The 16,180-nt window shown below is 64.4% G+C and carries 2 protein-coding genes; both read right to left on the bottom strand.

Features of this window, described 5'->3' with window-relative positions; all coding sequences use genetic code 11:
* Positions 1–74 precede the first annotated feature (74 nt).
* Positions 75–1,243 (bottom strand): IS3 family transposase gene (locus EGO55_RS10315; RefSeq protein ID WP_429860910.1). Its coding sequence is split into 2 segments (ribosomal slippage): positions 75–976 and positions 976–1,243, totalling 1,170 coding nucleotides; the frame shifts between segments, so codons are not numbered across the junction.
* A gap of 90 nt (positions 1,244–1,333) precedes the next feature.
* The gene (locus tag EGO55_RS10305; protein ID WP_124916764.1) at positions 1,334–15,871 is read right to left on the bottom strand and encodes an autotransporter outer membrane beta-barrel domain-containing protein; all 14,538 of its coding nucleotides are present in this window, start codon (positions 15,869–15,871) and stop codon (positions 1,334–1,336) included.
* Between the last annotated feature and the right edge of the window lie 309 nt (positions 15,872–16,180).

Here is a 16,180-nt window from a genome sequence, read left to right as displayed (position 1 = left end):
TTTCGCTTTGACAACCTCTCACTGCTTGGCTTCTACAACCTGACCGGCCCCCACCGAGTGGTCCGTGTTATTTGTTAGTGTAAAACTAGCTCCGGCGCCATGGCTGGCCGCAGGTGGAGCGAAGCGGAACCGGAGGGCGGCCATGGTGATACGGCCGTTTCCGGGACTGGAGGCCGATAACCAAGCGAGCTGTGAGGCCGAACGGTGTTGTAGTGCCGCCGCCAGGCTTCGATCAGGATTTCTGCTTCCGCCAGGGTATAGAAGATCTCTCCATTCAGAAGCTCATCACGCATCGAGCCATTGAAGCTCTCGCAATAACCGTTCTCCCACGGGCTGCCGGGTGTGATGTAGAGCGTCTTCACACCGATCCTGGCCAACCACTGTTGCACAGCATTAGCGATAAACTCCGGGCCGTTGTCAGACCGGATGTGCGCTGGTGGACCACGGGTGACAAAGAGTTCGGCCAATGCTGCCAGTACATCTTCGCTTCGCAGTCGTCGTGCGACGGGTAAAGCGAGGCACTCGCGGCTGGCCTCATCGATGATCGACAGGATGCGGAACTTGCGGCCATCGTGCGTGCGTCCTTCGACAAAATCATACGACCAGACATGGCCGGGATACTCAGGCCGCAGTCGGATACATGATCCGTCGTTGAGCCACAGCCTGCCACGCTTTGGTTGCTTCTGCGGTACCTTGAGCCCTTCACGGCGCCAGATGCGCTCGACCCGCTTGCGGTTCACATGCCATCCCGCATCGCGCAGTAAGGCCGTCACCCGGCGATAGCCATAGCGACCATATTGCCGAGCCAAGGCGATGATGTCCTCGGTCAGTGCGGCTTCGTCATCCGCCCCACGCGGCGTCTTGCGCTGTGTAGATCGATGTTGACCAAGCACACGGCAGACCCGTCGCTCGGACACCGGCATTATTGCCCGGATATGATCAATACAGCGTCGTCGGCGCGCGGGGCTCAGAAGTTTCCCCTGGAAGCCTCCTGCAAGATCAGCTTGTCGAGCGTCAGGTCCGACACCGCCCGCCGCAACCGGGCGTTCTCCTTCTCCAGCTCTTTCATGCGACGCGCCTGATCCATCTTCAGGCCGCCATATTCCTTGCGCCAACGGTAGTAGCTCTGTTCGCTGACGCCGATCCGCCGACAAGCATCTGCAACCGTTCCGCCCTGAGCCAGCACGATCTCCGCTTCACGCAGCTTACCGATAACCTCCTCAGGCTTGTGCTTCCTCGACATGACATTCCTCCTTCATGGTCAAATCTAAAACAGATGCTGGACCACTCAGAAGGGGGCAGATCAAGCGACAGGTCCCTCTGCAGGTTACCATCAGAACTTGAACGAAATCCGGGCATTTCCGGTTAGACTCTCGTCATGCTTACCACCCGAATAAGTGAGGCCTGTCGTGAGGCTGATCCGGTCGTTCTGGCTCAGCACCAGCTCACCTCCTACCAGCAGGGCCTGCTTGTTCAGGCCCAATGACAACATAGCGGGATCGGCTGCCGGATTCGCCCCAATAAAGCGATAGGGCATGGTGAAACTGTCCTTTGACTGTAACACAACACCAGCATTGAGCCTGATATCAGCCTTCAGCCCTCTGCTTTCGCCAAAGGTGGCGCCCAGCGTCATCTTTGGCGTGCCGGTCCACAACCACCGGGTCTGCGCATCGGCCTTCATCCCGACTCCTTCGAGACCACGTTCGGAGAAATCAGCCTGATGCAGCGCGGTTGCCGTCAGATCGATCGACGGTTTCAGGTAGGCTGCGCCGAACCGATAGGTGTAGTTCGCACCCAGCGAAAGCTGCACATCGCTAGCCTTGGGCGTCGCATCGACATCCATCGGTTTGAATATATCGGTCTGCCGAATCGTTTTCAGTCGCTGCCAACCTGCGCTTGCCGATGCCGTGATCTCGAAATCGGAAAGCGGACGCCATGCCAGCCCCATGCCCACATGGAAGGCATCGCCATCGCCGCGAACCGGCGCCCCGTCCGTGACGGAGAACGAGGTGATCCGACGATAACCAAGCGCTGTGATCAGGCGGAGATTCTCGGCAATCTCCCCGCTTGCCCCCAGAGTCATCAGGATGCTGTTTGCCTTGCCGCGATACTGATCTGTCAGGGAATCCTGACGGAAGCCATCGATATCGAAGTTGCCCCACAGCCTCCACATCCCGTCACCCTGGGTACCGGCATCGATCATCTGGCGGCGGAACCGGTCTGCCCCCTGATAATGCACCTTCACGGCAGTGAGATAGGCTTCGGGACTGACTTGCGTCATCAATTCGCCAAACAGGTCTTCCTGCCCGGCCTGAAGATTACCGAGCCAGCCCATCAACTGGCCAATACCGTTCGAATCCCCCGCCAGAAGCGCGGAATTCATGTGTTGGCCAATCGCCTGCCCGTTGGGGGTCAGGAACAGCTGATCAAAGTGGCTGGTGAAGGCCAGTTCGATCCCGCGTGATGTGCTGAGGATACGGTAATCCATCGCGATTGTATCGGCGACTTCGAGACCGTGATCGGTAACCGTGCGCCCGGCATCCGTGCCAATCAGCAGATAGGGATTGGCATTTTCCAGCCAGGCCAGCGTGACATCCAGCGTACCATCGACGGAAATATCGCCGGTGGCCTGGATCGTGTCCGATGCATAAGGCCCGAACGCAACATCGAAGACCATATGCCCGGTATCGGTCTGGACGAAATCGCCATCCAGTTTGGTCTGCGTCACGACGCGCGCGCCGTAAAGCAGGTTTTCACGCGGATCGCCGGCACTGTCGAAAGTGGCGTAGATTTCTCCCGCCGCCAGGTTGATGGGACGCTGCGGGCCTCCCAGCCCCATCAGCAGCAGACCATCGTTCTGGAACAGGCCGATTGCAGCAGGATCGGTACGCAACTGGAGATCCGTTGCGGCCATGAACATGCCACCCTCGCGGTTGAGCAACTGGTTGTTGCCACCGCCAAGGCGCACATTACCGTAGATGTCTCCCGTGTTGATGACGGTGTCGTTACCAGAGGTTCCGACCACCGCCAATTGTGAGACCGACGACAGGGTTCCGCTCGTGGTGACAAGGTTATCCGCGCCACCATCGAGATAGATGCCTGCCCCCTTCCCGCTGCCACCACGCACGTCACCCGTTACGGCAACGGTCATGTTCCCACCGGCATCGCCCACACTCTGCGCGAACACGGCAGTGGAATTCTTGCCTGTGGCCAGAACCGATCCGGCAAGGGTGAGATCAATTGTCCCGCCACGGCCTTCGCCGCCAGCGCTTCCGGAGAATACGCCGTCGACCCAACCGCCGCCGCCGCCGATCGATTGCGCGATCACGCCATAGGATTGATCGCCTTGCACGATGATATCACCGCTCTGGCTGAACCGGATGGCCCCGCCATCGCCAATACCGCCATCACGCAGGGCAACACCGCCGAGGCCCGATCCGAAGACGGCACCGCCGCCGCCGCCAATCGACTGCAGCAGCACCCCGTGCGAACTCTTACCCAGGGTTACAATGCTGCCGCCGTTGACGACATCCACGGTCCCGCCATTGCCGGTGGCACCGTTGATACCGCCCAAGGCAATTGCATTGGCGCCGAGCCCGGACAGACGCACATCACCGCCACCAGCGCCGATCGATTGGGCGATAAGGGCAGTACTGCCGTTTCCTTCGGTACGGATACCGCCGGAATACTGCGCGGTGATCGCCCCGCCATCGAGGCTGGTGCCGCCGTCTGCACCCAGTGCCAGATCGGCAATCGCGCCGAGTTGGGAGCCTGCCGTGAGATGCACGCCAACAGACCCGCCGCCGCCGCCAATCGACTGCAACAGCACGCCGGGGGCAATATCGCCCGAAGTGAAGATACCGCCTGTCTGGCTGGCATTGACGGCGCCGCCGCCCGCATTCGAAGTGTTCTGGGCACCAAGAGTTGCAAACAACGCACCCGGCGCCGCATCGGTCACATCCAGTGCGAGGACCTGACGGCCGCCGCCGCCGCCAATCGACTGGGCGAACTGGCCGATGGAATCGTCACCGATCATGATGATCGAACCATCTTGCGTAAGGGATGCATCCCCGCCGTCCAGATAGGTGCCATCGACGGCAGCAAGTGTAACGTGCACATCCGCAGCCAAGGCCCTGCGCAAGACATTGCCCGGCAGGATCGCCGGTAGCGGCGGGAGTGCTGCGGGCGTCAGTTCAGCCGCGGTCATGTCCGCAGATTCAATTTCGTCAAGAGATAGCGTATCTGCGCCAGTGCCCGATTGAACCGCAGGGGAGAACCGCAAGTTGAGATAGGCAGTACCACCGCCACCCCCGACCGACTGAACCGCGCCGCCGCTGCCGCCAGCGCCGACCACCACCTGTTCACCAACCGAGTTGATCGTCACAGCAGCCGCGTTCGCGTCGCTTGTGCTCTTGCTGCCCAGCGCCGCCATCACAGTGCCGCGCAGAGTGCCCGAAGGATCGAGCGGCGTGCCGGCCAGATCGGTGATGCCCTGAATATCGAAGGTCAGCGAACCGCCGCCGCCGTTGATGCTGGATGCCGAAATTGCCTGCGCGTTCTCACCATAGACGGTGATCGAGCCGAGTTGATTGACCGTAACCGGACCGGCGATACCGCCCGCCCCGCCGGTTACTGCGCCCAACGCGGCGCTGAACAGGTTTCCGGCAATGCCCGAAACCGAGGAGCCCAGCGAAATGGCAACGTTGGCATCGCCGCCGCCGCCACCGACTGACTGGGCCCGGATACCATCCGCGCCCTTGCCATAAGTGACGATGGAACCGGTGTTGTTGACAATCACCGCCCCTGCGTCTGCACCATCACCGCCTGCGCCACCAATGGCGAAGTTGTGCTGCGTCTTTACCGGATCGGGCGTGATCCCGATCAGCCCGGTCAGCACCATACCACCGGTACCGCCACCGCCACCGATCGACTGCGCGAAGATACCATGCGCGGATTGGCCGTAGGTCGTAATCGTGCCCGCATTGGTCACGGCCACATCACCAGCAGAGTTGCCGGAACCGCCAATACCACCAAGGCTGAGCCCGGCAATGACGCTGCCGTTGCCACCCTGCACAATGTTGAGCGAAGCGATAGACGAACCACGGCCGCCGCCGCCGCCAATCGACTGGGCAAGAATGCCGTAGCCCTTCGTGCCGAGAGTCGTGATCGATCCGGCTTCGGTGTTGGTAACCGTCACATCACCGCCAGTACCGCCCACGCCACCGGCTCCACCGATGTTCAGCTTGTACGACTGGTTTTCCTGCTTGCCAGTGCCTGCGCCCTTCACGTCGATGATCATGCCGCCGCTGCCGCCGCCACCGCCAACGCTGGTGGCCACGATCCCGGCTGCTTCCTCACCAAGTGTGAGGATTTCGCCGCTGTTGGTCACATCAACCGTACCGGCCGCTGCACCTTCGCCGCCGCTGCCGCCAACATTGACGTCGACGCTTGTCGACTGCTTGCCGCTGATCTGCAGGCTGATGTTGTTGACCGAGCCGCCGCTACCACCGCCGCCGCCGATGCTTTCCGCGCGGATGCCGTAGGAGCGATCACCCTGTGTGTAGATCGGGGCGCTGTTGGCGACCGCGACGGCGCCCGCAATGGCACCTTCGCCGCCCGAACCACCAACGCCGATGTTCACCGTGGTCTTGGAGTCCGCCTTCTCCAGCTTGTCCACGCCAAGGCCGATAATATTGACCATACCGCCAATACCGCCACCGCCACCGATGGACTGCGCGAGGATACCCTCTGCATCATCACCAATGGTCGTGACGATGCCGGCATTGACCACGTCAACCTTGTCGGATGCGGCGCCAACGCCGCCAACACCGCCGAGAGCCATGCCGAACTTGTTGTCGGTGAAAATCGCCGTCGATGTTGCGCCGCCGCCGACACCGCCACCGCCGCCGATCGACTGGGCGATAATCCCGCGGGCGTTCTTGCCCTCGGTCGCGACCCGCGCGTCGTTGTTGACCGTCACGGTGCCGCTGGTTGCGCCTACGCCACCTTCCATGCCGAACGCAAAGCTGGCGCCCTGCGAACCGGTAGCCTTCCCGTCCTCTTCAGTCGTGGTCGATACTGCGATCGAGGTGGACGAACTGGTGCCGCCGCCGCCGCCGATAGACTGCGCGAGAATGCCGGTTGCGCCTTGCCCCTTGGTCGTGATCAGGCCTTCGGCCTCAACCAGAACGTCGCCGCTTTCGCCACCGTTGCCGCCTCTGGCACCCAGGGTGAGCCCGAGTGAGTTCTTGGAACTGATCGCCACGATCATGGTGGCCTTGGTGTCGCCACCGCCACCGCCGATGGATTGAGCGCGAATACCGACGGAATCCACCCCATCCGTGCGCAATTCGCCAGTTTGCTTCACCGTGACATCGCCAGCGGAACTGCCTGCGGCAGGTTTGCCACCGATCGCCAGAGTCAACAGGTTGGCATCTTTGACGCGTCCCAGACCGACACTGTAGTTGGCGCTGCCACCACCGCCGCCGATGGACTGGGCAGTGATCGCATCGGACTGATCGCCTTCGGTCCAGATATTGCCCGCATGACGGACCAGTACATCATCGCCAGCCCCCGATGCGCCGCCATCACCGCCGACCACAATGGCCGCAGCAACAGTGTTCTTGTCCTGCCCTTCGGAAACACCGGTCAGGATGAAGTTCAGCGTGGCACCCGCCATACCCCCGCCGCCGCCAATCGACTGGGCGACAAGGCCGGAGGCATTATCGCCTTTGGTATGAATGAAGCTGGCATCCAGCGTTTCACCGCCGTTGCCATCGCTGGCATAGCCACGGATCACAGTGACAGTGGACGCATCGCCCGCAGCACCGCCGTTGCCACCCAGGGCAATGTTCGCCGCGCTTCCCTTGGGTGCAACGGCCACGGTGCTGTTAAAGCCCCCGGTACCGCCACCGCCACCAAGCGACTGCGCGAGAATGCCCGCTGTCGCCGATGTCGGCGTAGGCAGTGACTTGATCCCGAGCATATCGAGAACGCTGGCGACAGCGCCTGCATCCTCGTGCTCCGGATGCAACAGCGAATCCGGAGTATTAAGGTTGACCTCGATAGCGCCAAGGCTGCGGACCAGCACCGAACCGGCATCTGCGCCCGAGCCCGCCGTACCGCCGACGCCAATGGCTACGGCCATCCCCGACTTCTGTTCGGCTGCGGAGCCTGCGGCGGACACATTGATCCCGCCTCTACCGCCACCGCCGCCAACCGACTGGGCCAGAATGCCAATCGTGCTGCCGCCTTCAACGCCGATATAACCGGACTGATCGACCGTGACATTGCCCGCCGTATTGCCATCGCCGCCGAAGCCGCCGATGCCCAGCACCAGATTGGGCAGGGTCGCATCCTTGTCGTAAGTGACACCACCCGACACGTTGATGCCGCCCATACCGCCGCCGCCGCCAAGCGACTGCGCGACAACCCCGGCCGAGTTTTCACCCGCCGCGAACACATCGGAGCGGACGTAGGCGTCCACGTTCCCCGCTTTGCCGCCTGCGCTGCCGAAACCGCCAATGCCAAGGGTCAGGTTGCCGGACGTGGAGATCCCGCCAGACACGTTGATGGCGCCGTTACCGCCGCCGCCGCCAATCGACTGAGCGAGGAACGCCGCGTGGTTATCGCCATTGGCGATCAGCAGGCTCTGGGTGAACTCCTGCCCGTCAAATGCGCCGATCGAGCTTGCGTCGACATGGCCCGCATCGCCGCCTGCACCACCAAAACCACCCAGCCCAAGCGCCAGACTGAAGGAATCGCTCTTCTTTGGATTGGTCAGGGCAATACCGGCGCTGACATTCAGCCCGCCATTGCCGCCACCGCCTCCAAGCGATTGGGCAACAAGGCCATTACCGCCCACATCCTTGCCAAACGCAAATGCTGGCAAACCATCGCCGCGTGAATAGGCATCGACCTCGGAACCGGTCCAGATATTGCCCACCAGATCCAGCGTAACATCGCCCGCATCGCCGCCTGAGCCGCCGAAACCACCCACGCCAAGCGCCGCGGACGCCGCTTCGCCATCGAGAACGCCGCTGATCGCACCGCTAACGTTGATGCCGCCATTACCGCCGCCGCCGCCAATCGACTGCGCGGACACGCCATCGGAATTACCCCGCGTGGTGAATGTATTGCCAGTGCGGGTCAGGGTCACATCGCCGGCGTTACCGCCACCGCCGCCAAAGCCGCCGACGCCGATAGCGATCGCCCCCGCTTCTTCCTTCGACAGGGCGAGCGCGCCGTTAATGGCCATTCCGCCATTGCCGCCACCGCCGCCAAGCGATTGGGCCAGAACACCTCCGGAAGATTCGCCTTCCGTGACCACGAGGCCGGTCACAGTGGCCGAGACAGTCGAGCCATCGCCGCCATCGCCACCGAAGCCGCCCACACCCACGCTCAACGCGCCAGCGAGGCTCTTGGCGACCGAAACCGTGCCCGTCACGACGAACCCGCCGTTACCACCGCCGCCACCCAGCGACTGGGCAAGAACGCCCATGCTGTTATCGCCGAATGTGAAAGTATCGCCTGTCAGAGTCAGGTCGACCGTACCGGCATCGCCGCCGCTGCCGCCGAAGCCACCCAGGCCAAGCGCCGCCGCACCGCCGCCATCCTTGGACAGCGAAATACCGCCCGCAACCGCGAAACCGCCGTTGCCGCCACCGCCACCAATCGATTGTGCCTGAACACCGCTGCTGTCAGCGCCATAGGTGGTGATGTTGCCGGTGATCTCGGCCATGACATTGCCGGCCAGGCCGCCGCCGCCGCCAAAGCCGCCCAGCCCGATACCGCCAGTCCCTGCAGCCGAGTTGGAAAGGGCGATACCCCCGCCCACGGCGAAGCCGCCGTTGCCGCCACCGCCGCCAATCGACTGCACGGTGATACCGTCAGACGTGTTCTCAAGCGTAATGACATCGCCAACGAACACCAGATCGGCATTCCCGGCATTGCCGCCGCCAGCGCCGAAACCGCCGATACCGACGCCGCCACTACCGGCACCGCTCTTGCCAGCGGCAATGCCCATGGCAACGCTGAAGCCGCCATCGCCACCGCCGCCGCCAATCGACTGCACCAGTACACCGCCGCTGCCTTCGCCCTGCGTCCAGATATCACCCGTGATATCTGCCCGGGCATCGCCAGCACCGCCGCCACCGGCACCGAAGCCGCCAATACCGACAGAACCCGCGCCGCTGCCTGTGCCGCCGCCGCCAATGGCACCTGCGACATTAAAACCGCCAGCGCCGCCGCCGCCGCCAATCGACTGTACGGTGACTGCCGTGCTGTTTTTACCCAGCGTGGTCACGTCACCAACCAGCGTCAGATCAGCCAGCGCCGCATCGCCGCCGCCCGAACCGAAGCCGCCAATACCGACCGCACCGGCACCGCTGCCCGTACCTGCACCTGCAATGGTGCCTGAAACGTTGAAGCCGCCCGAACCGCCGCCACCGCCAAGTGACTGCACCACGACGCCGCGGCTATCGTTGCCTTGCGTCCAGACATCGCCCTCGATGTCCGCAGTCGCATCGGCCGCATCCCCGCCACCGGCGCCAAAGCCACCGAGACCGACAGTCAACGCGCCGCTGCCCGTGCCCGCGCCCACGATGCTGCCGCTGACATTGAAGCCGCCGGCGCCACCGCCGCCGCCCAGCGATTGGACAGTGATGGCGTCGCTACCCACGCCAAGCGTGGTGGTGTCACCCTTGAGGATCAGTTCGGCATTGCCTGCATTGCCGGCACCTCCACCGAAACCGCCGATTCCGACGGTCAGCGCCCCAGCGCCGGTGCCCGCACCGGCAATGCTTCCGCTGACATTAAAGCCGCCCGAACCGCCGCCGCCGCCGGCGGACTGCACGAGAATACCCTTGCTGTTATTGCCCTGCGTCCAGACATCGCCCGTGATGTCCGCCGTCGCCTTGGCATCGGCCGCATCCCCGGCACCACCACCAAAGCCGCCGAGACCGACAGTCACCGCACCGCTGCCCGTGCCCGCGCCTGCAATACTGCCGCTGATATTAAAGCCACCGGCGCCACCGCCACCGCCCAGCGACTGGACAGTGATCGCATCGCTGCCTGCGCCAAGCGTGACAGTGTCACCCTTGAGGATCAGTTCAGCATTGCCTGCATTGCCGGCACCACCACCGAAACCGCCAATACCGACAGTGATCGCGCCTGCACCAACGCCCGCGCCCGTAATGCCGCCGCTGACGTTGAAGCCGCCCGAGCCACCACCGCCACCGGCGGATTGCACGAGGATACCCTTGCTGGAATCGCTCTGGGTCCAGACATCGCCCTCGATATCCGCGCTGGCCTTCTCGCTGTTGCCTGCGCCGCCGCCGAAGCCGCCGAGACCAACCGTAACAGCGCCGCTGCCCGTGCCCGCACCGGCAATACCGCCGCTGACATTAAAGCCACCGGCACCGCCACCGCCGCCCAATGACTGAACAGTGATCGCATCGCTGCCTGCGCCAAGCGTGACCGTGTCACCCTTGAGAACGAGCGCCGCTTCGCCAGCGTTGCCGCCGCTGCCGCCGAAACCGCCGACACCGACAGTTATCGCGCCCGATCCGACACCTGCGCCCGCAATGCCGCCCGAGACGTTGAAGCCGCCCGAACCACCGCCGCCACCCGCGGACTGCACAAGGATGCCCTTGCTGTTATTGCCCTGCGTCCAGACATCGCCAGTGATGTCCGCGCTAGCCTTTTCACTATCGCCCGCATCGCCGCCGAAGCCGCCCAGACCGAATGTGATCGCGCCGCTGCCTACGCCGGTGCCAGCCATGCCGCCCGAAACATTGAATCCACCGGCACCGCCGCCGCCGCCCAACGACTGGACGGAGATAGCGTCACTGCCCACGCCGAACGTGGTCGTGTCGCCCTTGAGGATCAGTGCGGCCTCGCCGGCGTTACCGCCACCTGCACCAAAGCCACCGATACCAACGGCTATGCTGCCGCCACCGATACCCGCACCGCTTGCCGCGGCGGAAACGTTGAAGCCGCCCGCACCGCCACCGCCGCCAAGCGACTGCACCAGAATGCCCCGGCTTTCGTTCCCCTGCGTCCAGACATCGCCCTCGATATCCGCGCTGGCCTTGGACGCATTACCGCCACCCGCGCCAAAACCACCGAGACCGACAGTAACCGCGCCGCTGCCCACACCAGCACCGGCAATGCTTCCCGACACGTTGAATCCACCGGCACCGCCGCCGCCGCCGATCGACTGCACGGTGATCGCATCGCTGCCCTTGGCCAGCGTGGTGGTATCGCCTGTCAGTTCCAGCGTCGCGGTCTTGCCACTGCTGCCCGAACCGCCCGAACCGCCAATGCCGACATTCACGGAGCCGCTGCCCAGCCCCGCACCGGCAATGCCAGCCGTGACATTGAAACCGCCGGAACCGCCACCGCCACCGAGCGATTGCACCAGCACACCCCGGCTGCCCTCGCCTTGTGTCCAGACATCACCCGTAATCGTCGCAACCGCGTCGCCCGCAACGCCGCCATCACCGCCGAAGCCGCCCAGCCCCACACCGATGGCACCTGCACCAGCACCGCCCGCGGCAATACTGCCGGTGACGTTAAAGCCGCCCGCACCGCCGCCACCGCCGATGGATTGCACCGAAATGGCGTCGCTGTTCTTACCCAGCGTGGTCACATCGCCTTCAAATGTCAGTTCAGCCCGATCAGCCGCGCCGCCGCCTGCGCCAAAACCGCCGACGCCAACATTGATCGTGCCAGCGCCTGCGCCTGCCGAAACGCCGCCTGTGACGTTGAAACCGCCCGCACCGCCGCCGCCGCCAGCGGACTGCACAAGGATACCCTTGCTATTATTGCCCTGCGTCCAGACATCGCCGGTGATCAGTGCTGTCGCCTTGCCAGCATTGCCGCCGGTATCGCCAAAGCCGCCTATCCCGACGCCCAACGCACCGGCACCGGCACCGGCGGCAATGCCACCGCTGACGTTGAAGCCACCGGCACCACCACCGCCGCCGATCGACTGCACCGTGATGGCATCGCTATCGGCACCCAGTGTTGTGGTATCGCCCGTCAATGTGAGAGTGGCATACTTGCCCCCACCGCCCTTGCCGCCGAAGCCGCCAACGCCGACGCTGACCGCACCGGCACCGGCGCCACCAAGCGCGATCCCGCCAGCGATGCTGAAACCGCCGGAACCGCCGCCGCCGCCAAGCGATTGCACCAGCACACCCCGGCTCTGTTCGTCCTGGGTCCAGACATCGCCCGTAATTGTCGCCGATGCTGTATCCGCTGCGGCGCCATCGCCGCCAAAGCCGCCAACACCGACACCGACAGCCCCACCGCCAGCACCGGAAAGCGCAACCCCGGCGCCAACGCTGAAGCCACCAGAACCACCACCGCCGCCGATCGACTGGACCGTGATCGCGTCGGCCTGCTTGCCCAGGGTTGCCGTATCACCGGTCAGTGTCAGTGTGGCCTTGCCAGCAGCGGCACCCCCGCCGCCGCTGCCACCGATACCTACGGCTACTGAGCCGCTGCCGGCACCTGTCGCCGAAAGGGCGCCCGAAACGTTGAAGCCACCCGAACCGCCGCCGCCGCCGACCGACTGGACCAGGATACCGGCAGAACCATCGCCCTCGGTCCCGGTATCACCCGTGCGGGTCAGCGTGGCATCCTTCGCGATGCCACCCGAACCGCCGGAACCACCCAGGCCCACGCTGATTGCACCTGCCCCGGTGGCCGACAATCCCTCGGTTCCGGAAACATTGAAGCCGCCCGCGCCGCCGCCACCGCCAATCGATTGCACGATAACGCCTGCCGATTGGTCGCCCGTCGTCGTGACCAGCCCCCGGACAGTGCCGCTTGCCGTTCCGGCATCACCGCCCGAACCGCCCGAACCGCCAAGGCCGACCGATGCCGCCCCCGATCCGTTGGCAGAAACAGCCAATCCGTTGCCCACATTGAAGCCACCGGAGCCGCCGCCGCCGCCGACCGACTGAATGATCACAGCCGTCGATTGATTTCCCGATGTTTCAACCCAGCCATCAAGGCCGCCAACCGTCCCGGTAACATTCCTGCCATCGCCGCCGCTGCCGCCGCTGCCGCCGAAACCGACCGCCGCAGCGCCCGCACCGAATGCCGCGCCGCCCGTTGCGGCCGTAACGTTAAAACCGCCAGCGCCGCCGCCGCCGCCGATGCTCTGGATAACCACACCCCCGGCGCGATCGCCCGAAGTACGTACGGAACCGATTGTGCCGGTAACCGTCCCGCCATCGCCGCCATTGCCGCCACTACCGCCGAAGCCGACGCCAACCGCCACGCCCCCGGCCACCGAAGCGCTGATCGGCACCGAAATATTGAAGCCGCCGGTGCCGCCGCCACCGCCAACCGATTGAACCACCGCACCGCCTGCATCGTCGGCATGCGTGATAATCACGCCGTCGAATGTCGCGTTGACCGTGCCGCCATCACCACCGGCACCGCCGCTGCCGCCAAAACCGGTCGCCACTGCGACCGACCCAAAAACACCGCCCCCTGCCGTAACGCTGGCCGAAATGCCGCCATTGCCGCCACCACCGCCAATCGACTGCGCGATAAAGCCAGTGCTGAAATCGCCACTGATCGTCTCGCCATCAGTGTCGACTTTTCCTGTCTCGATATAGCCGCCGCTGTCGACGGTGACCGTCCCGCCATCGCCGCCACCGGCGCCGCTGCCGCCAATAGCGACCGTGAATGCCGCATTGCCGAGACCACCACTTACATTGGCAGCCACCGCCAGGCCGCCATCGCCGCCACCGCCGCCCACCGATTGGGCCAGAATGCCATTGGCGTTGTCGCCTTCGGTTTTCACCGTAACATCGCCGGTCAACCGGACATTGCCGCCATCGCCACCGCCAGCGCCCGTCCCGCCAAGGGAATAGCTTCCCCCAACAAAGGCACTGGCCGACACGGCAATCGCACGGCCACCGCTGCCGCCACCGCCGCCGACAGACTGGACCAGCACACCATGCGCGCGATCCCCTTCCGTCGTAATCGAAGAGTTGACGTTTGTCGTACCACCAAGACCATCGTCGATGGTTGCCTGCTGCAACGTCAGCGTGACATTGCCACCCTCGCCACCGCCTGCACCGCTGCCGCCCAGCGCGACACTGCCCATAACCCCGACAGCGATCGCACCGCCGCCATTGCCGCCGCCGCCGCCGACCGATTGCGCAAGGATGCCGATGGAATCCGTGTCTTTGGTCGTGATACCGCCGCTATGCGTGACATTGACCGTTCCGCCCGTGCCGCCGGTGGAACCCGATCCCCCAATCGAGGCAAAGACCGATCCAGCGGCCCCGCCGGAACCGCCGCCGCCGCCGACAGATTGCGCAAAGATGCCCAGTGCGCTCTTGCCTTCCGTAGTGACAGTGCCCGCGTTGGAAACGGTCACAAGCCCGCCCAAACCACCACCGGCACCACTGCCGCCCAATGCCGCCAGCCCGATGCCATAGCCGCCCGAACCGCCGCCACCGCCGACGGATTGCGCGAAGATTCCGGTCGAACCGTCCCCTTCGGTCGATACCGAACCGCCTGCCCGCTGCGTTAGCGTGACCGCGCCGCCATTGCCGCCGCCCGAGCCCTTGCTGCCCAGCGAAACCAGACCGACAGACCCGCCGGCCGAGCCACCGCCGCCGCCAATCGATTGTGCGACCAGACCACGGGAATCGACATTGGTCGTCACGATCGTGCCCGCGCTGTCGAGCGCGACAGTGCCTGCAGAGCCGCCGCCCGCGCCTTGCGCGCCCAGCGATATCGCAACCACGCCAACACTAAGCCCGCCTGTGCCGCCACCACCGCCGACCGATTGCGCCAATACCGCATCGGACGACGCGCCGGTTGTTTGCACATGGGCGCCCTGGTTGACGTTCAGCGTGACATTGCCGCCCGTACCACCTGCGCCGCCGTTGCTGCCGAAGGCCGCAATGCTGACCCCCGTCCCGCCGTTGCCGCCGCCACCACCGACAGATTGCGCCAGAAGGCCCACCGAAGAGGAGCCGCTCGTCTGCGTTTTGGACGCGCCGGTTGCCGTAAGCGAAACCGTGCCGCCATTTCCGCCCGCCCCGCCATCGTTGCCCAGCGAAACAATCGTTCCGCCGCTGGTGCCGGCATTGCCGCCCGAACCGCCTACGGACTGCGCTAGAACGCCATGGGCATGGTTACCAGTGGTACCAACATCACCGCTGTGATTCACTGTAACCGAGCCACCGTCCCCGCCGACGGACCCTTCGCCGCCGCCCACAACCGAAAGATAGCTGCTGCCGCCATTACCACCGGCACCGCCAACGGATTGCGCGAAAACACCCACGGCATCATCGCCCGATGTCCGCACCGTGGCGGAATTGTTCAGAACGACAGTGCCGCCCCTGTTGGTAATACCACCGCTACCGCCACCGCCAGTGGTGGCATAGCCGCTGCCGCCATTGCCACCGCGACCCGCCGCACTCTGCACGAAAATTCCATGCACGGTCTTGCCCGATGTCGTGACGTTGACCGCTGGCCCGACAGTGACGGTGACATTGCCGCCAGCTCCGGCATTGCCGCCTTTTTTGCCGCCGCCAGCCAGATTCAGATAGGAATCACCGCCATTGCCTCCATCGCCGCCAATACTGGCAACGTAGATCCCAGCGGGTGTGCCGGCGACAGCCGTAATCGTGGCAGGACCATTATAGGTCGTATTGATTGTGGGCCCGGTTGCCCCGTTACCGCCCGCGCTGGCCGGAACGAAGATGGCGCCATCATGGCCATTACCGCCGTTGCTCCCCTTCTGCACGTTGTGGATGGTGTTGACGTTCCCCGCGGGCGGCGAATAGGAAATGGTCGAAGCGCCGGAACCCTCAGCGCCATCAGTATTCGCCACCTGCACGACATTGACTGTCTGGGGGACGAGCCCGAAACGCTGCTCTGCAAGGTCACGCTGGTAACACGCCCGCTGGTGAGGCTGACTGCGGTGACTGTATAGGTTGTCGTCGAACCGGATAACGTAAATGTATCACCTACCGCCTGCGCCAGGAGGATCACATTGCCCTCGCTGGTGATGACCGATGCCGGCCCAGCGTGCTGCGTCACGGTTTCGTTCGCGCCGGTTACCGGATTGACGACCGTTCCACCTATGGGCGGGAGAGTGTAGGCGGCATGCGCAGTTTGCGGCATGAGCGTCACACCGCCG

Origin of the sequence: Caenibius tardaugens NBRC 16725 (genome assembly GCF_003860345.1) — a bacterium.
Taxonomy (GTDB): Bacteria; Pseudomonadota; Alphaproteobacteria; order Sphingomonadales; family Sphingomonadaceae; genus Caenibius; species Caenibius tardaugens.
Note: the sequence above shows the minus strand (reverse complement) of the source record. Positions and strands in the feature narration are given on the sequence as shown.